Genomic DNA, 25,953 nt, shown 5'->3' on the forward strand with positions numbered 1-25,953 from the left:
GATCAACAGATAGCGACTAAAGGAATTTCAGCCTTCATGACTGTCTATTGTTTCATAAGGTTGTGGTCAAGCATCATTATTTATTGCAAGCCAAATTTCAGCTTTTCTTGGATTTTTTTGGAATCTTTTGCTTCTCCATCAATTGCGTGATTCCATTGAAATATTGCTTCACGTTTACGCCCAACTTGCCAATAGGCATCACCTAAGTGATCATTCAATGTTGGATCTTCAGGTTGTAATTTGACAGCGGATTCCAATATTTGAACAGCTTCGTTATATTTTTTGAGTTTGTAATAGGCCCATCCCAGAGAGTCTAGGATGTAACTATTCTTCGCTTGTAAGGTAGAGGCTTTTTGCAGCATATGGAGTGATTCTTCAAGTTTTTGACCACGATCAACAAGTGAATAGCCTAGATAATTAAGGACTTGGGGTTGATTGGGGAAAAATTCAAGTGCTTTTCGTAGGTCGATTTCGGCTTTGGACCATTGATCTAAACGTTCAAAAGCAACACCACGCTGATAAAAGAGCTTCCAATCCTCTCGTTGAAATTTTTTTATTTGTGTAATAGCATGATCTAAAGTTTTGGTAGCTTCAACAAATTTATTATCTTGCATATAAAAAGCGGCTAACGTTATCAAAATAGGACGATCTTTTGGGAATTTTTTCTTTAATGAGTTAAGTAATTTGATAGCTTCGTTGTAATTATTTTGATCTGCAAGCAGAAATGCAAGTTGAAGCTGTCCATCTCTATAATAAGGGGATTTAGGTGGTAAAGCTTGGTAAAGTTTAATTGCTTGGTGAGGATCACCTAATTTAGCAGAAATATGTGCCAGTTGAAACAGTGTTGCATCATTTTGAGGATATAAAGCAAAAGATAATTGCTTGAAAATGCGAGCAATTCGTCCTGAGTTTTTGTGGTTGAGGGTTGTTCCGAAATTGTACAATACTTCACCTGCTCCCTGTTGAGGTGTTTTAACCAATCTTTCTAAGGAAGCACTTTTTTCAATTTTTTCTCGGATATTCTTGAGTACTTCTCGGCCTGATAACATTTGTTCGCCATTCTTAATAGTCTGGAGAGCTTGATTACGCATATTATGGCGCAATTGGAATGAGGCATAGGCTATGATAATACGTTCATAAGTATTAGGGGCTATAAGATTCCCTTGTTTGTTATTAAGCGCTTGAATGAAATATTTTTTTGCATCTTCTGTATGTTCTGCAAGGTCGCTCATAAGCGCGAGATGATAACTTATAAAAAGGCCATACCAATCAGGTCCTTTGATTTTTTCAAGATCAGTGATTGCCTGAGATTTTTGTCCAGATCCGAATGTCGCCCATGCACCGATGAGTTCAGCTATTGGGTTATTGAGCGCAGGAGATTCTTTTAATTCTAGAAAAAATTTTGCATTTTTGTAGTCTTTTTTGATAAGACTTTCTACTGATAACGCTAAGGAAACAAAGGGGGTTATAACGCCTTGCTCTTTTAGTTTTTGAGCTTGCTGAATAGCTTCTTTGAAGGCTCCCATGGAGAGCATGGCTTCAAGGAGCTCTTTTTGTGTTTCTATGTTGTCAGGTTTATAAACGAGCGCTTGTTTAAAATAATTTATGGCAAGATTTGTTTTATTTTCACGATTTGCAACTCTCCCGGCTAGATAGGCGCCTGTAAATGATGCTGTATTTGTAGTAGTGTTTATTTTACCGTAAGTAACAGCGGGCATCAGCATAATACCCACGACAAAAATAGCAAAAAAGCGGGATATTGTTGCACTGCACATAGAACTAACCCTCTTCAAGATAATCAGCAAATTGTATGGTTTATAGATCATATCCGATTACTTTGTTGAAAAATATTGTGATTCTTACAAATACTCAGTTTATACGCGCGATACAAAAATCAACAGTCTCAATAAGAGCATTGCGAGCAGGGCTTTTGTTTATCGAAGCAAGAGCATCTGTTGCACGTTTACCATAGATGCGTGCCTGTTCTATTGTGTCTGTGAGGCTATCATATTTTTCTATTAAGTGTTGTGCATGTGCGAAGGCTTCATCATTGTTATTGCCGTTTTCAAGAGCTTGTTTCCAAAATGCCTTTTCTGCCGCGTCACTTCGTGTGTATGCGAGGATAACAGGCATTGTAATTTTGCCTTCTCTAAAATCATCGCCTATATTTTTTCCCAAATGTTGAGCGGTGCCACCATAATCAAGTGCATCATCAATCAATTGGAAAGTTAATCCTAATAATGATCCATATTCACGCAATGCAGAGCGCTCTTTTTCTCTATAGCCAGCAATAATTGGCCCTACTTCAGCGGCAGCTGAAAAAAGTGCTGCTGTTTTTGCGTTAATGATTTTGAGATAGTCTGAAGTGCTAGTTGCTATATTTTTTGCAGCTGAGAGTTGCATAACTTCTCCCTCAGCAATAATTGCAGCAGCATTTGCTAGGACAGAGAGTGCTTCTATAGAACCAACATCAACCATCATTTTAAAAGCTTGTCCCAAAAGAAAATCACCAACAAGTACGCTTGCTTGATTTCCCCAAATCATTCGTGCAGTAGGTTTTCCACGTCGTAAATTACTTTCATCAATTACGTCGTCGTGTAATAAGGTTGCGGTATGCATAAATTCAACGGCTGTTGCAAGTTTTATATGCCCACTATCTTGATAACCAAACATAAGAGCGGAAGCTAATGTGATCATTGGCCGTAACCGCTTTCCACCTGATGAAATAAGATGGTTAGAAATTTCAGGGATCATTTCAACCTCCGATTTTGCCATAGAGAGGATGAGTTGATTTACGCGTTCCATATCATGTTGGGTAAGATTGATGAGGGATTGGAGAGACATTTGATGATTTCTTGTCTGGTCTGGTTTTGTGGCTACACTCAATGTGTTTACTCCTAGAGTATTGCAATGGACATATATGAATTTTATTTTCTCTGTTATCATAAAGAGGGTTTTGTTTTGACACAAGCTTTTGATAACGCTTTAAAATAGAAGTCTTAAATGATAACTGGCAAGGAATGTTTTTTAATTTTGTGTAATGTTATTATTCCAAAGTTATAGAAAAAATTTGAAAAAGCTTTTTTTAAAAAGCATTTGATAGGCAAAAGTGCAGTTTATTAAAGATGAACATTAGGTTTTTAAATGGATGAAATAACGAATCAGAGTGATGAAACAATTGATAGTTTTCATCGCGGAAAGTTTTATTTGGTTCAACCACGTAAATATGGTCATCGTTCTGGCATGGATGCTATGTTATTAGCCAGTTTGGTTCCCAACAATTTAGAAGGAAAAGTTGTTGATTTAGGTGCTGGTGCTGGTGCAGCAGGATTGGCAGTTGCTTCGCGTTGTTTGAAAGTTCATGTTACATTAGTCGAGCGATCATCTTTTATGGCGTCTTATGCAAAAAAGACACTTATGCTAAAACGAAATGAAAAACTTGCTGAGCGAATTTGTTTGTTAGAAGCAGACATTACTTTGAAAGGAAAGAATCGCTTAACAGCAGGATTGACGGATAATTCCTTTGATTTTGCTATCATGAACCCACCTTTTAACAGCCCTGTAGATCGCAAGACTCCTGATCAACAAAAGTCCGAGGCACATGTTATGCCTGAAGCGATGTTTGATAATTGGTTACGGAGTGCAGCAGCAATCGTTAAGCCAGGTGGATTCATAGGATTAATTGCACGTCCGCAATCGCTGTCTGATATCTTGAATGCTTTAGAAGGACGTTTTGGTAGTATCTATATAATTCCTGTTCATGCACGTGCAACATCGGTGGCAATTCGTATTTTATTTTATGCAAAACGGGGAAGTAGGGCGGCTTTATCTTTATTACCTGCATTGGTTATGCATGAGGGTGATGGTCATGCTTTTTCACCGCGGATTGATGCAATCAATAACGGACGTATAAGTTTGTGGGAACTTTTAAAATGATATCTTGTGTTTTCTAGTTTATTGCTTAAATTTAGAATGAGTCTTTAGTTCCTAGGGAGACTTTTGATTTGGATGAAGTTTTATTTTTAGCTGTAATGTGGGGATTGATTGCTGCTTTTGGTTATTATCGTGTTCCCCATTTCTGCTGTCCTTGCTTTAATTTATGAGGAGATGTTGTTTTGATGAACGTTATCAAAAATATTATTCCATATCGTTTTTGTCCTAATAAACTCGAGATTCCTGTTGTGCGCCTTCATGGAGCAATTATGGATTCAGCTACATTGATAGCACGGTCGCTTTCATTAGGCAGGTATGCGAATCTTTTAGAGAAGGCTTTTGCGTACAAAAAAGCACCGGCTGTTGCACTTATTGTCAATTCTCCTGGGGGCTCGCCTGTGCAGTCACGTCTTATTTTCAAGCGTATTCGTGATTTGGCAGAGGAAAAAAACAAGCAGGTTCTTGTATTTGTTGAAGATATAGCCGCATCGGGTGGTTATATGATTGCTTGTGCTGGAGATGAAATTTTTGCTGACCCTTCTTCGATTGTTGGTTCTATTGGAGTTGTTTCAGCTTCCTTTGGCTTTCCCGAACTTTTGAAGAAAATTGGTGTCGAGCGGCGTGTTTATACTGCGGGAAAAAATAAGGTTACATTAGATCCATTTCAGCCTGAAAAGAAGGCAGATATTGAGCATCTGAAATCTTTACAACTCGAAGTTCATAAAACTTTCATTGATTTGGTTAAAGAGCGACGTGCAGCGAAGTTATCAAATGATCCAGATATTTTTACAGGAATGTTTTGGAGTGGAAAGAAAAGCCTTGAACTTGGGCTTATTGACGGACTAAATGACGTGCGTTCTGTTATTAAGGAGCGGTTTGGGGATGATGCCAAGCTTCGCTTAATTACACCTCCAAAAAGCCTTTTAGGTCCTAAAATTCCTTCAGGAGTCACTGCTCATACGGTTTATACAGCAGTTGATAATGCATTGATGGCAGCACAAGAACGTGCGCTTTGGCAACGTTATGGTTTGTGATTGGACGTACAATTTGATAGATACTCAAGAGAGTAAATAATTTTACCTAAAAACGGTTGTGAGAAAGAAAAAAATTGAAATGGTACGTATGGTTGCATTCAGTTTATTGTGTATTATGGCTTCTTATGTCTGTTGTTTGTTGAGGAAACGATTATGTAGGGGGGTAAGGGGTTTTTGTCATGCAGAATCTAGGACAAATATGGGGAAGAGGGACACATTGGTAAAAGATCCCTGTACGGGTGAATATTACGTCAGATGATCTTGGATGTACAAACTTCGTTCAAAGGGTATTCTTATGTATTTACTCCCATTAAGTTAAACTTGGCCTTGCATGTTGTAGGTCAGTGTGCTGATGGTTATCATTTATTGGAAAGTTTGGTTTATTTCAGTCTCAGTGGTGATTGTTTAGGCTATAAACCTTTTAAGAGTGATAATTTTATTTTAACAGGTCCTTTTGCAAATGGGCTCGGTTCTGATACAGGCAATTTAGTTGTTCGTGCACAGGACTTTATGTGTAAGACGTTTCCTAAGTTCGCTAAGCCTGCCTTTTTTCGTCTTGTTAAAACATTGCCGGTTGCTTCAGGAATTGGTGGCGGTTCAGGAGATGCGGCTAGTGTTCTAAACGTATTGCGTCAGCAATGGAATCTTGATTGTTCTTGTGAAAAATTAGCGGAAATGAGCTTAGTGCTTGGTGCTGATGTGCCAATGTGTCTGTTTGCATTGGAATATCAGCAGCCGCTTTTTGTTAAAGGAATTGGTCAAGATATAACACGGCTCAAAGAAGCTTGTTCTCTTGCAGTGGTATTAGTTAACCACGGTCAACAAATTCCAACGCAAGCTATTTTTAATGCTTTGGAGAAGTCCGATCATCCTCATTTAATAATTGATCCAAAGGTTCTAAAGAATGTTTATTCATTGGTTGAAGCTTTACAAGAAACGCGTAACGATTTTTTTACTCCTGCATTAAAAATTGCACCTCAATTAGCCGAAGTGTTATCCACATTAGATGAGTGTGGCTCTCTTTTTTCTCGTATGTCTGGGACGGGGGCGACTTGCTTTGGTATTTTTAAAGATCAGCAAGCAGCCAAAAAAGCAGCTGTTTTTATCAAATCGATGCATCCAAATTGGTTTGTGAAACCTATTATGACTTTAGGAAAGATTTGAGAGATAAACATAAAGGTAAAAGATTTTATTTGGTAATGATTCTATTATGTTGAATGGAGCTATTAAGCGGTAAAATGATTATTTTTCTATTTTCTAGATCGAATTGGCACATGCTAGGATAATATTTTAGCAAAGAAAGTAAATAACAGTGAAGGAGCATCCATAATTTCGTTCTGTTATTTTTGTGCTTGTGCGAGAGTTCATTATGGTGTTTAAAAAGCTATTTTTACTGTAGAGCTTGCAGAAAAGAAGTAATCTGTAAAAATGGGTACATGTTTCATTGTATTTGTGATTTATAAAAGATGTTTAATTTACCACTTCAACCAAATTTCTTGTGTGAAATGGATTTACAGAAGCAGGGGTTTTTTCATATAGCAGGTGTTGATGAAGTGGGACGTGGTCCTCTTGCTGGACCTGTAGTGACAGCGGCAGTCATTTTGGATAAAGACTATATTCCTGAGGGGCTAAATGATTCAAAAAAGCTTTCTATTTCACAACGTGAGAAGTTGTACAATGAAATTTTGGGAAGTGCATTAGCGATTTCAATTGCCAGTCTTTGTGCCCATACGATCGATCAGTCTAATATTAGAAAAGCAACTTTAGAAGCAATGCACCGCTGTATTACAAGACTGGCAATTCCGGTCCATTATGCACTTGTTGATGGACGTGATATTCCCTCTGAGCTACCATGTCCAGCAGCTGCTTTGATTAAAGGCGATCAACGTTCGGTTTCAATTGCAGCAGCATCTATTATTGCCAAGGTAACGCGGGATCGAATGATGGAATGTGCGGGACAAGTTTATAAAGATTATGGTTTTGAGAAGCATGTAGGGTATGCAACGCTGGCGCATCGTGAAGCTCTTGATAAATATGGACCAGTTACGGGATTACATCGTTATAGTTTTGCACCACTCAAAGAAGGCAGGAAAGGTGATTAAAATCAATAAGTTATTACAAGAGTAGAGGGTTTTATAATCATTGATTCTATTATGTTTTTTTGGTGTCTATCTCTCACTTTTTTGGAGCTTTTTTATTGTTTCAAGAGCGAATTTTCAGCGGTCTGCACTCGTCGTATAAAGAGATGCCATATTATCATTTGTCCAGCCAAAAATTGCTTTAAGCTGTGAGATTGTTGCACCTGTATTCGCTGCGTGTGTTGCTACCAATTTTCTCAATCTATGTGCTGCTTTATTAATTCCTACCGCATTACACGCCTCACGAAACAAGTTTCCAAAATTTTCTTTAACGACCTTATTTCCGCTTTTTCCGCAAATAAATGCTTTATCTCTGATGGGATCAGTTTTAAGTGTTTCTGTTAATTCTGGTAAAATAGGAAGAAAGACATTATAATGGGGTGAGCAATAGCGGACTGATTTACGCTCAGAAATCCGCAACACTCTCCTTGGATGGCTCTTTCCTCAATTAGCACGGTGATGTCATTGCCGAAGACAATTTAGCTGTTCGTGGGTTTAATGGAGAACGTGCTGGCTTTCGGGGCTTTTAGAAGTCGTATCCGGTGATATAGCCTTCAATGTTTTGGCACTTACCAATATGCATGAAGGTGGGGTCGAGGTCACCGATAAAGTGTTTTCTCACAGTTGTGTACGAGGAAAATAGAGAGGCACTAATGTTTGACACTATCAGATCAAGGAAGATGTTGATACCATGATCATTCGCCAGCACTCTCATTTTATCAATAATGCTGCACAAATTTTGGTAGAACGTCATCTCACGGTTCATGCCGGTAATATCCGCAATAGTTACAGTTTGATTGCTGCTAATGGCAACATTGAGATGTAGGGCGATACGTTGCTCAATGAGGAGCACGATCTAATCGAAACAACCAAGATTGTGACTGAAACGCACCGCAGGAAAAACACTGCACACCACTCAACGTAGGCTGTTCTTTGGGAAGCATAACAGATTATGGGAGTACTACCAATACCAAAATAAAATCCGCACCTATGATGCAGTTTACGGCATGATTGAAGCGGGTGGTACGCTTGATGCCAAGGTGATGGGCTATATTGATGATCATATAGTGTGTGAGGGAGCAGATCAAATTGGTTTAAGCTCTGGCAAATAAAGGCTTGGCTGGAGTTAAAATCAACGACTTTGACGGCTTCAAATCGCTGATCAGCAATGATTTATTGAACGGTATTATCAATGGGTTAACGGGGCACAAGGAGCTTTTTGCGCCAAGCGCAAAAACATCTGCACCAGAATCTATACAGGTGCTAATGCAAGATGGGCTTGGCTCTGTCAGGACAGAGTTGGTTGCCAGTCAATTACTGGATGTGCCGTTTTTAATCGAGACGTGACAGGACTTTATCAACCCAAGTAAATTTTTAGCATCAGACTATTACTTAAAAAAGATTGGCAATTATAAGCCTGAGTACGTGTTTAAAAGGTTGGGGGATGCTTATTTTGAATATCGTCTGGTAAATGAGAAAATCTTTGAGCTGACAGGAAATCGTACTCTTCTTGACGGCGAAGTCCCAATGCTCAAATGCAAAGGTTCTATGACAATGCTGTGGAGCAGCAAGACCCTTTGGAATTAGAGCTAGGCAAGTCATTAACGCCCCAGAAGATCGCTGGGATTAAAAAGGATATGATCTGGCTTTAGATCAATTTTGTCGATGGACAAAAGGTCTTAGTGCATTACGTTTATTTAGCGCCAACATCCTCTTCAGAACAAGGGATAAACAATGCACAAGGATTGCAAGGAAATTTTGCCAGTGCACGTTTGAAAGGTAAAGGGGTCACCTTGAGTGCGGACCATCTTACCAGTAGCGGTGCTGTGGTAAGTGAGGGTACTCTGCATGTGGCGACCACACAAACTCTTTATTCAATAATGATGGATTTTTGGATGCCACTGAAGCTGTAGAGCTTACCAGTGGTGATCCTTTTAGCTAATTCTTCCGGTGCTATTCATGGTGATACGGCCACCATGACGGGTGATATAATTTTCAATAACACCGCTAAAATCCGTGACATGAATGAATATGGTTTTGTTGATCGGGCTGGGCAGAAGGGACAAATTCTCTCTGATCATGAATTAAACATTCACTCCCTTGGTGATCTTGGCTCAGAAGATGGGGAATTCACCAGTGGCGGTTCAATGATGATGATTATCGGTGATTCTGCCACATTTATTGCATTGACGCTAGAAAGTGAACATGCGCAGACATTAGAAAAAGGGCATTATGATGCTCAAAGCAGTGAGCACCGTTTGAGTGAAGTCAACAGTGGGAATGATCTAACCGTTGTTACGAACGGCGATCTCACCATGGATGTGGCTAAGGTTAAAGGAGAAGGTAATGGGAATTTCACCAGTGATAGTGCTCTCACTATAACTTCGGTGCAAGATTTTAGCAATTCTGACTTGGGCCTTAGGGGCAAAGAAGGCGACAAATCGCAAAAAAATAAATTTCGTCAACAATCAACTGAAGTCACCACCAATAAAATCACGGTGGATATTAGCAAAGACCTTTCAATACATGCGCAAAATGGGGACCTCACACTTGGTGCGGCAGGGCTATCAAGTGGTAGTCAGACGCATCTGGCATCAGATAAGGGAAACATCAAGTCTTGGACTAATAAAGATCAAGATTTTAAAGACACTTATCTGCGTAACGAAAAACTTGTGTGGTGGAGTGAGAGTGACAAAGGGTATTTGAAGGAGATTATCGAGCATGTGACCACAGATGCTGGTGGCCGTATTAAGATTGATGCGGGCAATGGCATTGTTGTTGAATATGAAACAACCGGTGATTTTGATCAATCTCTAGAGTAATTATCTCGCTCCCCAGGAATGGCATGGATTCAGCAACTGCGTGATGATCCCGTGTTATCCAAGCAATTGGATTGGCAAGCTGTTAAGGCTGAATTTAAACAGTGGGATTATAAAGCCCAAAGATTGACAGAAGCCGGTGCGGCTATCGTGGCATTAGCTGTTACATCTGTCACAGGTTGAGCAGCTTCTACAGCTTCCGGTGCTTTTATCAGTGCTTTAGGGGTTGGCTCTAGCACGGACATGAATGCTGCAATACAGGCAGGTGTCCAAGCACTGATTAACAAAAGCGCTGTAGCTCTCATCAATAATCATGGTGATATTGCTGCGACATTGCATGAGCTTGGCTCTTCCAAGATTGTTCTTAGCATTATCTCGTTGATGATGACATTTGGTCTTATCAGCCAAATAACGGAAAATGCTGTTTCTCAAATAATGCGATTCTTACTAAGGGGTTGACCATCTCAAATTTTGATTTTTATAAGAAGAAAAAAAGATTCATGAAAGGGGTCTGAAATACCCTTTGAGAATCTCCTGAAAACTCTTTGAAAAAAATAAATTGGTACAAAACCTAGTGTCAAATTGTGTAAAACCTGGTGTCAAGCTATAGGGGTATTGTATAATATCTCTTAAGTTTGACCGTTGATATAGGCCGCCCATTTATCCATAAAAGCACGACTCTGTTCTAAATAGTCAGTACGACGGGGTGTTTTGCTTTATGAAATAGAGTGCGTTTTTATTTTTTTGCTTATCCTTGATTTTGCATGCCTCATGAATGCGATAGACAATATCTCCGCTCATTTAAAACAATGGTTTTCAAAGAACTTAACAACTGCCATAAAAGAAAAAACTTCGAAAAACTCTTTTTACTATGAATTGGAGATCCAATCAATAAGCGTAGTTCAGAATGGGAACCAAATCGTAAGAGCTCTAGTGTTTTGGTATCTGGCTTTTGATAGATCAAAACTAAATTTGGCTTGATATGACAATCACGACAATCAAGACAATTGCGCCACCGACCTGTTAGTGCATGATCTCTCCAATGCACCCTTAGCGGTTCATTCTCTGCTAACGCTTTGACCACAAGCAGCAAATACTCTTCTAGTGCATTAGCATATCTACCTTTGCTTTCACGTTTAAGGTCGCGGCGGAATGAACACGCATAGACAATTTCCTGCATAGCAAGATTAGGTTTGCTTTTCAGATTTATGCGTTTCGGTTTTATCTTCGCGAATCATGGTTCGTAAGCCATCTAATGGCGTGCGTTTGACGTGTCCCATTTCGACATCCTAGATAGCTTGTAATGTTTCCAGATTTGGTTAGAACAAATCAAGCGGTAACGCTCGATCTCTAGCAATGCGGGTTATAAACATGCATGCTGCATCAAATACAGTCAAACCCGTAGACTTAACAACTGCACTTGCAATTTCTTAAACGTCACCAGGTATACGGGCTTGAATTTTTCCCATTACTAAATCTCCTGTTTAATTATACCACAATGCACCACACTTTAAGAGATTTATCCATCACGCCGCACAACCTTGTGTATTAAGGAGGGTAGGAAGTCAATTTTTAAAAGGTAGCTAACCAAAACCTGAAAATTTCTGCTAGAATCACGTGAGAGCTTCTTTTTTTAATAGGATTTCTTTAGATGCTAACACCATTTGGTAAAACCTTACGTATACTTCGTATTGATCATTCTGAATGTTTTTTAGATATGGCTAAGAAATTAGATATATTAGATATATCTGTAGCGTTTTTATTTTCTGTAGAGATTGGCGAAAAATCTGTACCTGTTGGCATGGAAGAAAAAATCATAGAGCTGTACGTTTTAGATCAAGAGACAGCGGCGTGTTTAAGGAAAGAATCAGATGCTTCTCGCAAAAGTTTTACGATCAAGCCTTCTGGTCCATTGAGCCGCGAAATTGTTAGCATGTTCATGAGATCATTGAATAGTTTTTCACAAGAGGATAGAGAAAGTTGGCAAAAAGTATGTGCTTTGTAGAAGCATGTTGAAAAATTCTATTCCCTAACCTTTATTTACGGACCACGAATATTAAAAAATATATAAAATCAATATGATACATGAATGAAAAAGAGTATAATATCACTCAAAGGGGGTAGGAAAGATATCTCATGACGATTTTGCCTCTCAACAGTGCTTCAATAAAAGAGGCCATTGCACTTTTGGAACAGGGCAGATTAGTAGCACTGCCAACAGAAACTGTCTACGGATTGGCTGGTGATGCAACCAATGGAAGGGCAGTAGCTTCTATTTTTTCTGCAAAGAAGCGACCACACTTTAATCCTCTTATTATTCATGTGAGTAGTATCGTTATGGCTGAACGCTTTGTAAAAATCGATTCTCTCTCGCGTCAATTAATGGAAGTGTTTTGGCCAGGGCCTTTAACATTAGTTTTACCTTTAAAGGCACATCATAACATCCATCCTTTAGCGACTTCAGGTCTTGATACATTAGCTGTCCGTTTTCCAGCGAACGGTTTTGCGGAAGTTGTACGATGTTTTGGTCGCCCCTTAGCCGCTCCGAGTGCAAATCAATCGGGACGTCTTAGTCCTACTTCAGCTGAAGCTGTTTTTGCATCGTTAGGCGTATCTGTTCCTTTAATCCTTGATGGGGGACCCTCTAAGATAGGGCTTGAATCAACAATTATTAAGGTTTGTGATGAAAAGATTTATCTTTTACGTCCCGGGGGGGTTGCTGCTGAAGAAATTGAAGAAGTAGCAGGGAAACCACTGAAACGGCGGGATCAGTGGACAGCAATTGAAGCACCGGGTATGTTAAAGTCACATTATGCGCCCAATGCTGTGGTTCGTTTAAATGTACAAAAGGTAGAAAGTGGTGAAGCACTTTTAGCATTTGGACCTAAACGTATTACAGGCGTTGAAAATGCTGTGACTGTTTTAAATCTTAGCGAGAGAGGGAAGTTGGAAGAAGCAGCAGCGCATTTATTTGAATATATGAAACAATTGGATTCACTCAAAGTGAAATGTATCGCTGTAGAATCTATTCCATTGTACGGATTGGGTGAGGCTATTAATGATCGTTTAATACGTGCTGCGGCTCCAAAGGAGGAATAAAGATGGAGCAGGGTTTAATTGAGTGCTTTAGAAAAATTGTTGGTTCTGCGCACGCTATAACAGATCAGGCATTAATTGCACCGTATTTAGTTGAAGAGCGTGGACGGTTTCATGGAAAAACACCGTTGCTTTTACGGCCATCTTCTTGTGCAGAGGTCTCATCAATTATGCAATTAGCTAGCCAAACGCACACATCAATTGTACCACAGGGTGGAAATACAGGTCTTGTGGGCGGTCAACAACCAGATGAAAATGGGTGTAGTATTCTTTTATCTATGGAACGATTGAACAAGATTAGATGTATTAATCTTGAGGGTAATTTTGCTGTGGTGGAAGCTGGTGTTATTCTGCAGGATTTACAGAAAAAAGCTGATGAATCAGATCGTCTTTTTCCTCTTTCTTTTGGTTCTGAAGGTTCCTGTCAGATAGGGGGAAACCTTTCATCTAACGCTGGAGGGACAGCTGTTATAGCTTATGGCAATATGCGTGAGCTTTGCCTTGGTTTAGAAGTTGTTTTGCCTGATGGACGTATTTTAGATGATTTGCGTTTTGTGAAGAAAGACAATAGCGGTTATGATTTGAAAAATGTTTTTATTGGTGCGGAGGGTACTTTAGGAATTATAACTGCTGCAGTTTTAAAGCTTTTTCCAAAACCCAAAGAAATGGCTGTTGCTTTTGTGGGATTGCGTAGCCCAGCTAAGGCGCTAGAACTTTTATCTCTTGCTCAATCTCGGGGAGGGGGAATGTTGACTGGTTTTGAGCTTATGTCAAAACTCAGTTTGCAAATGTCTTTAAGCTATAATATGTGCGAGAAATCCCCTTTTGAACATGAGCATGAATGGTATGTATTGATTAATATTGCATCATTGCAGGGTGATGGTGAAGCATTATCAGTGCTCAGTATTATTTTGGAAGAAGCTTTAAATGATGCTGTGATAGACGATGCGGTTATTGCGCAATCGTTAAAGCAGCAAGATTTTTTTTGGCAATTGCGTGAAAGTATATCCTATGCACAGAAATTAGAGGGAGGATCCATTAAGCACGATATTGCGGTGCCTATTGCGTCTATTCCTGATTTTATCGTTGAGGCGGCACATATTGTTGAAGATATTGTTCCGGGTGCACGGGTGGTTTGTTTTGGTCACATGGGTGATGGAAATTTACATTATAATATTACACAGCCCGTAGGAGCTGATACTGCTGTATTTTTGCAGCTATGGTCACGAATCAATCATAGCATTCATAGTTTAGTGATGCACTATCAAGGCGCATTTTCTGCTGAGCATGGAATCGGTCAACTTAAGCGTGAGGAACTTCGCGCTTTTAAATCACCCGTTGCATTGGATATTATGCAAGGGATTAAGAAAATTCTTGATCCTTTAGGGATTATGAATCCTGGAAAAATATTATAATTCAAGAAAGATGAATTTTGTCATGTATTTTTGTTTAGATTTTAATAACCAAAAAAGAAACCTGTTGTTTTTTATTCAATCTTTTAATAATCCAATGGGAAAAAGCTGTTAAATGGTGTATATTGTCAAGATAAATTGGGACACTGTATATGGCTAATCAATGCTTTAATCAGGCAAAAGCGGTGCTTGAATTTCGGTTAGATCCGTGCCATTTGCCACAAACAACGGCGTATTTTTCATCAAAAACGGGCAATAAAATTATTTGTTCGTTAAGTGAGTGCGGTGTTTTTTTTAAAACGGGTACTTCTTCAAGCTTGTCACGTTTAGTGCCGTCTTATCATTTTAAGGGAATTGTGGCACGCACTGTAAAAATGCGTTCAGGTGAGAGAGCCGTTGCATTAGAATTGCTTCATGCAGCTGAGGAAGCGTGCATCCCGCTTTTAGTTTCTAGGGATTTAAATAATGTTCTTCTAGATTGGCGATTATGGGCGGATACTTATGATCTTCCTATGCTTATGATCAACGAAAATAATCGCATTATGGTTGTCAAAGATCGTTCTGATTTACGTCGATTTTTTTGTACAACACTGCATTCTAAGCAAAAGTGCTTTTTAATTCGTTATGATCGTTCGTTGGGTTTACGATTGGTGATCGCGAATCGGGTCGTGCTACAGAAGTCTTGATATGCATTCATTTTTTTCCATTGTGCTGCTATGTGCGTTTATTTTGTTTTATTTTGTATTTTTAAGAACTTTGATTTGACAAGATAAGTTTGCAGTCAGCATTTGCGTTAGATCTTTCTTCCTTTGTGATTTTCACAACAGTACCTTTTTTCTAAGGCAGCTAAGCCATTGGATTTTTGATGATAATGGAAACACCTTATTAAAAAATGGAGGCTTTGATTTTGCCTCATCATTAAAGCATTGGTACGTTAGAATAGAAGAGATTTTAGGTTTTTTCTATGCAAAGGCAATGATAGATCATGGTATCTGTTTTCAAGTTTGGGAAAGCAAAAGACTATTTGTAAATAAACGTATCGCAAATGCTATATTCTCACTGCGAAATCTGTTCAATTTTATTTCATCTGGCGGACGTGGATAACCCCATCTATAATATGTTATTTTTCAAGCAGAATTCAATATTTTTTCAAAATTACGAGAAATACAGAATAATTGGCAAATTTATACAGCACGTTATCACGTAAAATTATAAAAAAGACTTTTCAAAAAATTTAGCTTTCTCGTGCAACGGCTCGCCATCCGATATCACGGCGAACAAAACCTTCTGGCCAATCAATACAATCGACCGCTTCATAGGCACGTTTTTGTGCGTGCATGACAGTTTTTCCTATTGCTGTTATATTTAAAACACGTCCCCCATTGGCAATGAGTTCTCCATTGCGTAATGCTGTACCGGCTTGAAAAACTTTCACATCAGAAAGAGTATTCACCTTATCAACATTACGAATAACAGTGCCTTTTCGAGGAGAGTCTGGGTAACCTTTGGAGGCCATAACAACAGTCAAAGCAGTTCTTTCAGACCACTGAAGAGATTTTTTTTCAAGATTTCCTTGAGCTGCTGCAAGAAGAAGTGGAAGAATATCATCTTTGAGACGCATCATTAAAACTTGACATTCAGGATCACCGAATCGCACGTTAAATTCGATTAATTCAGGTCCCCTTTGTGTTATCATCAATCCGACGAAGAGAATACCTTTAAATGGAGATCCCATTGCGTTCATGCTGTATAGAGTTGGTTCAACAATTTCTTTGAGAGTACGATTAACCATTTCTTGTGTCATGATAGGAGCTGGTGAATAAGCACCCATACCACCGGTATTAACTCCTGTATCACCATCACCAACGCGTTTATGATCTTGAGCAGATCCAAAGGGAATGGCGATTTTACCATCACAAAGACAGAAGAAGCTTGCTTCTTCACCTTCAAGAAAAGATTCTACAACAATTTTTTTTTCTGCATCATTAAAGGCACTTTCGAAGCAGACATCAACTGCGTTGAATGCTTCTTCTATTGTTGTTGCAACAACAACACCTTTACCAGCAGCTAGGCCATCGGCTTTAATAACGATGGGAACACCTTGTTGACGGATATAGGCTTTGGCTTTTACAGAATCATTAAAGCACTGGTAAGTTCCTGTAGGAATGTTATTCTTGTAGCATAAATCCTTTGTAAATGATTTTGAACCCTCTAACTGAGCCGCTTTTTGAGTAGGTCCAAAGACACAGATATTAGCGTTATTAAGAGAGTCTGTTATACCAGCAACAAGTGGTGCTTCTGGTCCAACAACTACAAGGTCAATAAAATGTGTTTTACAAAATTCAATGATGGTAGGATGGTCATCAATGTTCAAATCAATATTTTCACCAAGTTCCATTGTTGCAGGATTTCCAGGAGCACAATATAATTTTGTTAGTAGTGGAGATGCTGCTATTTTCCATGCTAAAGCGTGTTCTCGTCCGCCTGAGCCGATAAGAAGAATGTTCATTGCTTGCTCCTATCACAGAAGAAGATTAAAAGGATTTTCTTGTCATAAGAATGAAATATCTCTATCGCAAGATCAAAGGTAAAATTATTTGATGAAAAAAAGTAAAAATATAGCACATATTCAGTCCTGTGAGAGTCAGGGACGAGTGATGGATGCATCTTCCAAACAGTGGGTATACCATTTTCTTCCTTCTTCTTTGTGGTTTTATGCTCAATTGGCGCGTTGGGATCGACCTATAGGATGGCAATTGTTGATGTGGCCCTGTTTCTGGTCAACAACAATGGCCTTTCTCTCTTATGAAATGCATCGATTGCCTCTTTTATCAATGTTCTTTCATTGGATTTGGTATCTTTTTCTTTTTTTTCTGGGCTCTATAGCGATGCGGGGTGCTGGGTGTACTTGGAATGATCTTATTGATCACCAAATTGATTCTCAGGTGGAGAGAACACGTTCTCGCCCATTGCCAACAGGGCATGTGAGTCGGTTTCAGGCAAAAGTTTTTATATTGGTGCAATGTTTGGTTGGTTTAGGTGTTTTATCGCAATTTAATAGATACAGTTTTTTTCTAGGGATTTCATCACTGATAGCAGTTGCCTTTTATCCTTTTATGAAACGTGTAACCTATTGGCCGCAATTTTTCTTAGGTGTTGCATTTAATTGGGGGGCATTAATGGGATGGGCAGTGGTGTATGGAAGCTTGAGTTGGGCACCAATCTTACTTTATATAGGATCTATCTTATGGACGATAGGGTATGATACAATTTATGCGCATCAAGATAAGGAGGATGATGTTACTGTCGGCGTACGTTCCACGGCACTTCTTTTTGGTAAAGCCACCAAACGTGCGTTGGTATTTTTGTATAGTGGTTTTGTGATATTCGTCAGCTTAGCGTTTTATATGGCACAAGTTCCCCTTCTAAGCTTTTTGGGAATTTTTGTTGCAAGTGTCCATATGTTTATTCAAATTAAAGTCCTTGATATAGATGACAATTCACAATGCTTAAAGCTTTTCAAATCGAATTCATTCATTGGTTTTGTGATTTTTGCTGCTTTAGCATGCGGTGGTATATGGATGATATTTCATCATGCTGTTTAATAACAGGGGTAAGAATACCCTAATAAACCACTCTTGCTTGAATTCAAATTGTAACTTCTTATTTATGTCGCCAAGATTGAAATGTGCAAGATCGTTTCACCTTTTCTATGCTCTGTTTTTAACACTGCTGATTACTTTATTAAAGGATTTCTGAAGCAGTTTTTAATTGGATAGACGTGTAACTATAACCTGTTTTCAAGTTATGCAGGAGCAACAGATTGTTATCAACCAAGTTTCGTAGTGAAGATGTAATTTTCTATTTTAAAATAAATTCTATCGATTTCTTGTTATTTTGTAAAGAGTTGTTTAATCGTTATGAGAGCAAAGTCTTCATACTTTAAAGCTTGAAGGATTAGGGATAAAGTTGTTGTCTTTGCCAATCGTCATGTTCAACAGAATCCCGTGTAAAGAGTAGGCGGTCATGTAAACGAAATGGGCGATCACGCCAGAATTCGATAGAAAGCGGCTTAACACGAAATCCAGACCAATAAGGTGGGCGCGGGACATTCCCTACCGCATAGCGCATAGTATATTGAGCAATTGCTTTTTCGAGGTCAAAACGGTTTTCTAATGGCTGAGATTGTTTGGAGGCCCATGCACCAATTCGACTGCCACGTGGTCGTGATTGGAAATACGCATCTGCTTCTTGAGTACTAATTTTTTCAACGATTCCCCGAATTTTGACCTGACGGCGGAGCGATTTCCAATGAAAACATAAAGATGCCTTCATTGATTTTAAAATTTCTTGTCCTTTGCAACTTTCATAGTTTGTATAGAAGACGAAGCCTTGAGGACTGAAATCTTTAAGAAGAACCATACGAACATTGGGTAAGCCCGTTTCATCAACTGTTGCTAATGCCATAGCATTAGGATCATTTATTTCGCTTACCGTTGCTTCTTCAAGCCACGTTGCAAAAAGTGCAAAAGGTTTTTGCATTTGCATAAAACCATCGTCTGTTTGTACTTTATTGTTCATAATATCTCCGAATATCAGCGAGTATGAGTGAGGATCTTTTTAATTTACTTGCTTATCAAGAAGAAAAGTACTGTTTTTGTTTCAAGAAGCCAATGCCGTCATGTACTATTATAAAGTATTTAATCATTTTTGTTTTTAGCATGATTGTAATGAGCTATATTAAAATAAAATATTTCTTTATCTGGTATTTTTGTTTCTTTGTAGACATATAAAGAGAGGAAAAAGTATTCTTTAGAGATAGCTTGATGAAGCTGTAATGGATATTGAGCAACATATCAGTTGATATTTTGAAAACAGAAAAATTGAAAAGAGGATAATATGCGTGATCCGTACGCAATTCTGGGTGTGGCACGTACCGCGAAGCTGCAAGAGATTAAATCGGCATTCAGAAGATTAGCAAAGAAGTATCATCCAGATCACAATATGGATGATGCAAGGGCTAAAGAAAAGTTTTCTGAAATTAATCAAGCTTATGAAATTATAGGTGATAAAGACAAAAAAGCACAATTTGACCGCGGTGAAATTGATATGGAAGGAAAACCGCTTTATCAAGCCTATGGTGCTGGTGAAAATTTTAGCAAGAGTCACAATCCTTTTTCAGGAGGGGCAAAAGGTTTTGATTTTAGTTCTTCAAGCGGTGCAGGTTTTGATGCGAGCGATATTTTTCGCGATTTGTTTGGTAGAGGAGGTAACTTTGCAAATTCTGCACAATATACTCATCCTCAACAAGGAGCTCATGTTCGTGCCAATCTTACAATAACATTGGAGCATATGGTTGGAGCAGAAAAGGTTGAAGCTATTTTTCCTAATGGAAAAAAGTTAAAAATTAAACTTCCAGCTTATGTTGAAGATGGTCAAACTATTCGTTTAAAAGGTCAAGGAGAGGAGGTGCCTTTGGGGCAAGCAGGGGATGCGTTTATAACCATCCAGATTCAAAAACATCCTCGTTTTCGTGTTGAAGGAAGGGCGCTCCATCTTGATTTACCTGTTCCCCTTAAACATGCTGTTCTGGGAGCAAAAGAAGAAGTTGAGACTTTGGACGGGCGTGTGGTTTTAACTATTCCCGCTTGGTCAAGTTCTGATCGTGTTTTACGATTGAAAGGAAAAGGGCTTCGTTTAAAAAATGGCACAAGAGACGATCTTTATGTGCACGTTCGTATCATGTTGCCGGAAGGTAGAGATACAGCGTTAGAGCAATTTTTGCAAATGCAAAAAGATTAATTTTTGAATTATATAAAAGCATAGTTTTTGTTTGATTTTAAACCAATTGCTTGAAGAAAAAGTTGACCTATGCCATAGGCAGATAAATAATATTAATTTTAAGTAACAATGGGGCAGTGCTAATGGCTAAGAGTAATGGTTTATTGTACGGCAAGCGTGGTTTAATTTTGGGATTGGCCAATAATCGCTCTATCGCTTGGGGAATAGCTAAAGCAGCGAGTAGCGCAGGAGCAGAGCTTGCTTTTACTTATCAAGGTGAGGCAATGAAAAGGCGTGTTGAGCCTTTGGCTGAGGAAGTCGAAGGGTTAGTTTGCGGTCATTGTGATGTTTCTGATAGTGCATCTATTGATGCGGTCTTTAAACTAATAGAGAAGAAATGGGGCAAGCTCGATTTCTTAGTTCATGCTATTGGTTTTTCTGATAAGGACGAATTAAGTGGTCGTTATATTGATATTAGCGAATCAAATTTTATGATGACCATGAATATTTCCGTTTATTCCTTAACAGCCCTAGCTAAGCGTGCAGAGAAATTGATGCCAGATGGTGGTTCAATTTTAACACTGAGCTATTATGGTGCAGAAAAGGTTGTTCCAAATTATAATGTGATGGGAGTTGCGAAAGCGGCTCTTGAGGCGAGCGTGAGATATCTAGCAGTGGATTTAGGTCCTGGGCATATTCGTGTTAACGCTATATCTGCTGGGCCAATAAAAACGTTAGCTGCTTCTGGTATTGGTGATTTCCGTTATATTTTAAAATGGAATGAATATAATGCTCCCTTACACCGCACGGTGACAATTGAAGAAGTAGGTGATTCTGCTCTTTATTTTCTTTCTGATTTGTCTCGTTCTGTTACGGGTGAAGTGCATCATGTGGATTCAGGTTATCATGTCATAGGTATGAAAGCTGTTGATGCACCAGACATTTCCGTCGTTAAAGAATAGAATTTGGTTTACAAAACTTTCTTTGACAGCGGTGATTTAGTCGTGTCTAAGATAGCCAGTAGTGTTTATAGTAGGGGGCTGTTTGTATACTACTCAGCAGAAGCTGTAGTTGCGTATATTTTATAAAGAAACGAGTCATTTTTCATGTCGCATAATACATTTGGACATTTGTTTCGTGTAACAACATGGGGGGAAAGTCATGGTGCTGCTCTTGGCTGTGTTATTGATGGTTGTCCCCCAGGGATTACTTTTACTGTTGCAGAAGTTCAAGCCTATCTTGATAAACGCAGGCCAGGACAATCCAAGTATACAACACAGCGCCGAGAATTAGATCAAGTAGAAGTGCTTTCAGGAGTTATTATTCAAAATGATGGGACGACATTGGTGACAATGGGGACACCAATTTCTCTATTAATTCGAAACACAGATCAACGTTCGAAAGATTATAGCTCAATTGCCCATCAGTATCGTCCTGGTCATGCGGATTATACTTATGATATTAAATATGGCATTCGTGATTTCCGAGGTGGCGGACGTGCTTCAGCGCGTGAGACGGCAGCACGTGTTGCGGCAGGTGCTATTGCGCGTAAAATTGTTCCTGGCTTGATAATACGGGGAGCTGTGATAGCAATTGGCCCTCATATGATTGATCGTGATCGTTGGAATTGGTCAGAGGTTGATAAAAATCCTTTTTTTACGCCTGATGCAGAGATGGTGCAGGTTTTTAGTGATTATATAAATAAAGTTCGTAAAGATGGTTCATCTGTTGGTGCTGTTGTTGAGATTGTTGCTCAAAATGTTCCGGCAGGTTTAGGGGCACCTATTTACGCAAAACTTGATCAGGATATTGCATCATTACTCATGTCGATTAATGCGGTGAAGGGGGTTGAAATAGGCGATGGTTTTGCAGCAGCTCGCTTGAGAGGAGAAGAAAATACAGATGAAATGCGGATGGGAAGTGATGGAAAACCAATCTTTTTATCTAATCACGCAGGCGGTATTTTAGGTGGAATATCAAGTGGGCAGCCGATAGTTGCACGTTTTGCTGTAAAGCCTACTTCATCAATTCTCACACCTCGTCGTTCAATTGATGTTGATGGTAATGATGTAAACGTTGTAACGAAAGGACGTCATGATCCCTGTGTTGGGATTCGCGCTGTTCCTGTTGGAGAAGCGATGGTGGCTTGTGCTATTGCTGACCATTATCTAAGGCATCGCGGTCAGGTTGGGGGATTTAAAAGGTGAATAATGGCATATGACGAAAAAAAAATTGTTTCTGCACTTCAAGCTTTTGAACGTGGTGAGATTGTTGTGGTTACCGATGATGATGACCGTGAAAATGAAGGTGATTTGATTGTTGCTGCTGCCCATTGTACAGAAGAAAAGATGGCGTTTATCATTCGTCATACAACGGGCATTGTTTGTGCACCTATGCCAAAAGAAGAAGCGCAACGATTTAATCTTGCTCCTATGGTATCAGATAATGATTCCACGCACCGTACCCAATTTACTGTTACTGTGGATTTTAAACATGGGATAACGACGGGTATTTCTGCACATGACCGCACATTAGCAGTTCGTAATCTTGCTAATCCAAATGCTGGTGCGAACGATTTTGTTCGTCCAGGACATATTTTCCCTTTGATTGCGCATGAAGGGGGGGTTCTTATGCGTTCAGGTCACACGGAGGCAGCCGTTGATTTATGTAAATTAGCTGGTTTGCCGCCAGTTGGTGTTATCGGTGAGTTAGTCAATGATGATGGGAGCGTTAAACATGGAGATGAGATTACAAAATTTGCACAAGATAATCAATTGCATATAATAACGGTTGCAGATTTGATTGCTTATCGCCAACGCAAGGAAATATTGATCAGATATGTTGGAGAAATGCATATTGAAACATCAATAGGACCAGCTGTTGTTCAAAGTTATCAATTGCCTTGGGGAGCAGTTCAACATATTGCAATCGTTTTTGGTGATATTTGTGATGGTGAGAATATTCCTGTATGTTTGTATCGTGAAAATATTGTGAACGATGTTTTCGGTCAATCTTCAGATATTACAGATATCATGCAATGTATGATGAAAAAAGAAAAACGTGGTGTGTTTATTTATTTGCGTGAAGGATCTGTTGCTGTGCAATCAGCTATTGGCATTCAGGAGATGGCGAGAAAAGGTTCAGAAAACCACGTGCAAGCAATTGAACGTGAAGAAGAATGGCGCCAAATTGGTTTAGGATCACAGATTTTGAAAAATTTAGGAATTCGTTCTGTTATTGTTTATGCTTTTAAAGGGTGCCATTATACAGGTTTAGAAGATTTTGGAATTCGTATATTCAGAACAGATATTTTGTGAGGATTGTATGAAACAAGAGATAAAAAAAGGGGATATTGCAGCGTTAAGTTTTGAAGAAGCGCTTAAGCAACTTGAGGTGATTGTCGAGAATTTAGAACGTGGGGATGTTCCTTTAGAGCAATCAATTGATATTTATGAGCGTGGTGAATCTCTTAAAAAACATTGTGAGAAACTCTTGAAAGTGGCTGAAGCTAAAGTTGAGAAAATTCAACTTTCGGAGGAAGGCTCCCCAGTAGGTATAGAGCTTCTTGATTCTGAATAATATTTAAGTAATTTGGGGATATTTACTGCAATGTAGGAGATACAGGAGTTTAGTTTAAGGGGACGAGTTTTATCGGTTTCTTTTTTATGAAATAAGTTAGAAATGAGAAAAGCTATAAATCATTACCAATAGAGAGCATTTTTCAGTAAAAATAGGCGAAATTATAAATGGAAGAGGGGAGAAGACATATTTTTACAGTTTTACTCTCTTGATAAGATAATATTTAAGGAGCTTTTTTTGTCTCGGACATTGACGCCACTACTTGATTGTATTTGTTTACCACATGATTTACGGGCATTGCCTGAGTCTGACTTGGTAAGATTAGCTAATGAGTTGCGGCTGGAAACAATTGATGCGGTTTCTGCAACAGGTGGTCATCTTGGTGCAGGGCTTGGTGTTGTTGAGCTTACTGTTGCATTGCATTATGTTTTTAATACACCTGAGGATAGGATTATTTGGGATGTTGGTCATCAAGCCTATCCACACAAAATTTTAACGGGGCGTAGAGATAGAATTCGCACATTGCGTCAAGAAGGTGGATTATCAGGTTTTACGAAGCGTTCAGAAAGTGTGTATGATCCATTTGGTGCGGGTCATTCTTCTACTTCTATTTCAGCTGGCCTTGGCATGGCGGTGGCTAGTGCTTTGAAAAAAGAGGAAAGGCGGAACATCATTGCTGTAATTGGTGATGGTGCTATGTCTGCTGGTATGGCTTATGAAGCGATGAATAATGCTGGTGCTTTGGATGCACGTTTGATTGTTATTCTTAATGATAACGATATGTCTATTGCACCGCCTACGGGTGCTATGAGTGCTCATCTTGCACGATTGGTTTCTCGTCCCGCTTACCGTAGTTTACGCGAACGAGTAAAGGTATTAGGCAAAAAATTGCCCAAGTTCTTTTTAGATAAAGCACGTCGTTCAGAGGAATTTGCACGTAGTTTTTTAGTTGGGGGAACCTTGTTTGAGGAACTTGGCTTTTACTATGTTGGACCAATAGATGGTCACAATTTAGAACATTTATTGCCCGTTTTAGAAAATGTTCGTGAATATCCTAATGGTCCTGTTTTGGTACATGTAGTCACGCATAAAGGGAAGGGATATGCACCTGCGGAAGCATCATCTGATAAATATCACGGTGTTGATCGTTTTGATATTATAACAGGTAAACAGGTTAAAGCACTAAGCAATGCTCTTCCTTATACTAAGGTATTTTCTAAGGCTTTAATAGAGGAAGCTACGCATGATGATAAGATTGTTAGTATAACGGCGGCAATGCCAACGGGGACAGGTCTTGATGCTTTCTCTGAAAAGTTTCCTGAAAGGATGTTTGATGTTGGTATTGCTGAGCAGCATGCTGTAACTTTTGCTGCGGGTATTGCCTGTGAAGGATATAAGCCTTTTGTTGCGATTTATTCTACTTTTTTACAGCGCGCTTACGATCAGATTATTCATGATGTGTCGATTCAAAAATTACCGGTACGTTTTGCAATTGATCGAGCAGGTTTTGTAGGTGCAGATGGTCCGACTCACGCAGGCAGTTTTGATATTGTTTTTTTGGCAACTCTTCCTGAATTTGTTGTTATGGCGCCTTCTGATGAAGTTGAACTGATGCATATGGTGCGTACCGCTGCAGCTTATGATCAGGGGCCCCTTTCTTTTCGTTATCCGCGTGGTGAAGGTATTGGTATAGCTTTACCGCAGCGCGGTGAGTTGTTAGAAATTGGAAAAGGACGTGTTCTGCGTGAAGGAAACAGGATAGCTCTGGTTTGTTTTGGAACGCGGATGTCAGAAGTGTTGGTGGCTGCTGATGAATTGGTGGCAGAGGGGTTGTCTACGACGGTCGCGGATGCACGATTTGCAAAGCCTTTAGATAAGGATTTAATGCGCCGTTTGGCATGTGAGCATGAAGTATTGGTGACAATTGAAGAGGGCGCAATAGGCGGATTTGGAGCGCACTTATTACAATTTTTGGCACAAGAAGGGCTATTAGAACATGGTTTAAAAGTTCGTACATTAAAACTTCCTGACGAATATTTAAACCATGGTTCACCAGAGAAAGTTCTTTCGCGTGTTGGACTTGATGCTGTTGGTATTGTTAATACCGTTTTTACTGCTTTGGGACGCAAGATTCGGACAGTACAGAAAATTCGAGTATAAG

Annotated in this window: 19 protein-coding genes and 4 pseudogenes; 16 read left to right on the plus strand and 7 right to left on the minus strand. The window is 39.2% G+C overall.

What is annotated here, in order from left to right; genetic code table 11:
- Window positions 1-80 precede the first annotated feature (80 nt).
- Window positions 81-1,775 (minus strand): tetratricopeptide repeat protein, encoded by a 1,695-nt coding sequence (locus V4P57_RS01675; RefSeq protein ID WP_455466475.1) that lies wholly within the window; start codon window positions 1,773-1,775, stop codon window positions 81-83.
- 94 nt (window positions 1,776-1,869) lie between these two features.
- Window positions 1,870-2,886 (minus strand): polyprenyl synthetase family protein, encoded by a 1,017-nt coding sequence (locus V4P57_RS01680; RefSeq protein WP_455466476.1) that lies wholly within the window; start codon window positions 2,884-2,886, stop codon window positions 1,870-1,872.
- 258 nt (window positions 2,887-3,144) lie between these two features.
- Here V4P57_RS01680 and V4P57_RS01685 point away from each other — a divergent pair, with 258 nt between their 5' ends.
- From V4P57_RS01685 to V4P57_RS01700, 4 genes are all read left to right on the plus strand, one after another.
- Window positions 3,145-3,936 carry a tRNA1(Val) (adenine(37)-N6)-methyltransferase gene (locus tag V4P57_RS01685; protein WP_455466477.1) on the plus strand — a complete coding sequence of 264 codons (792 nt, stop codon included), beginning with the start codon at window positions 3,145-3,147 and terminating at the stop codon, window positions 3,934-3,936.
- A gap of 182 nt (window positions 3,937-4,118) precedes the next feature.
- Entirely contained in the window at window positions 4,119-4,967 is an 849-nt protein-coding gene (locus V4P57_RS01690; RefSeq protein WP_455466478.1) for a S49 family peptidase, read from the plus strand.
- Between the two features lie 255 nt (window positions 4,968-5,222).
- Window positions 5,223-6,131 (plus strand): 4-(cytidine 5'-diphospho)-2-C-methyl-D-erythritol kinase, encoded by a 909-nt coding sequence (locus tag V4P57_RS01695; RefSeq protein WP_455466480.1) that lies wholly within the window; start codon window positions 5,223-5,225, stop codon window positions 6,129-6,131.
- Between the two features lie 302 nt (window positions 6,132-6,433).
- Window positions 6,434-7,069, plus strand: coding sequence for a ribonuclease HII (locus V4P57_RS01700; protein ID WP_455466482.1), 636 nt, complete (start codon window positions 6,434-6,436; stop codon window positions 7,067-7,069).
- Window positions 7,070-7,183: 114 nt separating this feature from the next.
- Here the strand turns inward: V4P57_RS01700 and V4P57_RS01705 are convergent.
- Window positions 7,184-7,477 (minus strand): annotated as a pseudogene (locus V4P57_RS01705) (tyrosine-type recombinase/integrase); the annotation flags it as partial.
- Between the two features lie 8 nt (window positions 7,478-7,485).
- Between V4P57_RS01705 and V4P57_RS01710 the strand changes: the two are divergent.
- A pseudogene (locus V4P57_RS01710) lies at window positions 7,486-10,347 on the plus strand (DUF637 domain-containing protein); the annotation flags it as partial.
- 469 nt (window positions 10,348-10,816) lie between these two features.
- Here V4P57_RS01710 and V4P57_RS01715 read toward each other — a convergent pair.
- Window positions 10,817-11,104 (minus strand): annotated as a pseudogene (locus tag V4P57_RS01715) (type II toxin-antitoxin system YafQ family toxin); the annotation flags it as partial.
- A 7-nt stretch (window positions 11,105-11,111) separates the two neighbouring features.
- A pseudogene (locus V4P57_RS01720) lies at window positions 11,112-11,351 on the minus strand (type II toxin-antitoxin system RelB/DinJ family antitoxin).
- 224 nt (window positions 11,352-11,575) lie between these two features.
- Between V4P57_RS01720 and V4P57_RS01725 the strand changes: the two are divergent.
- From V4P57_RS01725 to V4P57_RS01740, 4 genes are all read left to right on the plus strand, one after another.
- Window positions 11,576-11,929: an XRE family transcriptional regulator gene (locus V4P57_RS01725; protein ID WP_455466483.1), complete on the plus strand. Its 354-nt coding sequence runs from the start codon at window positions 11,576-11,578 to the stop codon at window positions 11,927-11,929.
- A gap of 131 nt (window positions 11,930-12,060) precedes the next feature.
- Window positions 12,061-13,023 carry an L-threonylcarbamoyladenylate synthase gene (locus V4P57_RS01730; protein ID WP_455466484.1) on the plus strand — a complete coding sequence of 321 codons (963 nt, stop codon included), beginning with the start codon at window positions 12,061-12,063 and terminating at the stop codon, window positions 13,021-13,023.
- 2 nt (window positions 13,024-13,025) lie between these two features.
- Window positions 13,026-14,435 (plus strand): FAD-binding oxidoreductase, encoded by a 1,410-nt coding sequence (locus V4P57_RS01735; RefSeq protein ID WP_455466485.1) that lies wholly within the window; start codon window positions 13,026-13,028, stop codon window positions 14,433-14,435.
- Window positions 14,436-14,584: 149 nt separating this feature from the next.
- Window positions 14,585-15,118 carry a DUF6101 family protein gene (locus tag V4P57_RS01740; RefSeq protein ID WP_455466486.1) on the plus strand — a complete coding sequence of 178 codons (534 nt, stop codon included), beginning with the start codon at window positions 14,585-14,587 and terminating at the stop codon, window positions 15,116-15,118.
- Between the two features lie 548 nt (window positions 15,119-15,666).
- Here V4P57_RS01740 and purD read toward each other — a convergent pair.
- A complete protein-coding gene (gene purD / locus V4P57_RS01745) occupies window positions 15,667-16,941 on the minus strand; it encodes a phosphoribosylamine--glycine ligase (protein ID WP_455466487.1) in 1,275 nt (424 codons plus the stop codon).
- Window positions 16,942-17,032: 91 nt separating this feature from the next.
- Here purD and ubiA point away from each other — a divergent pair, with 91 nt between their 5' ends.
- Window positions 17,033-18,037 carry a 4-hydroxybenzoate octaprenyltransferase gene (ubiA, locus tag V4P57_RS01750; RefSeq protein WP_455466488.1) on the plus strand — a complete coding sequence of 335 codons (1,005 nt, stop codon included), beginning with the start codon at window positions 17,033-17,035 and terminating at the stop codon, window positions 18,035-18,037.
- 352 nt (window positions 18,038-18,389) lie between these two features.
- On the opposite strand, the gene pdxH is transcribed toward ubiA, so the two are convergent.
- Complete coding sequence (gene pdxH, locus V4P57_RS01755) at window positions 18,390-19,013, minus strand: pyridoxamine 5'-phosphate oxidase (protein ID WP_455466489.1); 624 nt, start codon at window positions 19,011-19,013, stop codon at window positions 18,390-18,392.
- A 318-nt stretch (window positions 19,014-19,331) separates the two neighbouring features.
- Between pdxH and V4P57_RS01760 the strand changes: the two genes are divergently transcribed.
- The 6 genes from V4P57_RS01760 to dxs all read left to right on the plus strand — a co-directional run bounded on the left by V4P57_RS01760 (window position 19,332) and on the right by dxs (window position 25,952).
- Window positions 19,332-20,234: a DnaJ C-terminal domain-containing protein gene (locus V4P57_RS01760; protein ID WP_455466490.1), complete on the plus strand. Its 903-nt coding sequence runs from the start codon at window positions 19,332-19,334 to the stop codon at window positions 20,232-20,234.
- A 122-nt stretch (window positions 20,235-20,356) separates the two neighbouring features.
- Window positions 20,357-21,175 (plus strand): enoyl-ACP reductase FabI, encoded by an 819-nt coding sequence (fabI, locus tag V4P57_RS01765; protein ID WP_455466491.1) that lies wholly within the window; start codon window positions 20,357-20,359, stop codon window positions 21,173-21,175.
- A 144-nt stretch (window positions 21,176-21,319) separates the two neighbouring features.
- Window positions 21,320-22,420, plus strand: coding sequence for a chorismate synthase (gene aroC, locus V4P57_RS01770; RefSeq protein ID WP_455466492.1), 1,101 nt, complete (start codon window positions 21,320-21,322; stop codon window positions 22,418-22,420).
- A gap of 3 nt (window positions 22,421-22,423) precedes the next feature.
- The gene (gene ribB, locus V4P57_RS01775; RefSeq protein ID WP_455466493.1) at window positions 22,424-23,530 is read left to right on the plus strand and encodes a 3,4-dihydroxy-2-butanone-4-phosphate synthase; all 1,107 of its coding nucleotides are present in this window, start codon (window positions 22,424-22,426) and stop codon (window positions 23,528-23,530) included.
- A gap of 7 nt (window positions 23,531-23,537) precedes the next feature.
- Window positions 23,538-23,792 carry an exodeoxyribonuclease VII small subunit gene (locus V4P57_RS01780; protein ID WP_455466494.1) on the plus strand — a complete coding sequence of 85 codons (255 nt, stop codon included), beginning with the start codon at window positions 23,538-23,540 and terminating at the stop codon, window positions 23,790-23,792.
- A 237-nt stretch (window positions 23,793-24,029) separates the two neighbouring features.
- Window positions 24,030-25,952, plus strand: a complete 1,923-nt coding sequence (dxs, locus tag V4P57_RS01785; RefSeq protein WP_455466495.1) for a 1-deoxy-D-xylulose-5-phosphate synthase — start codon at window positions 24,030-24,032, stop codon at window positions 25,950-25,952.
- Window position 25,953 lies beyond the last annotated feature (1 nt).

Source organism: Bartonella sp. B39 (assembly GCF_053795145.1).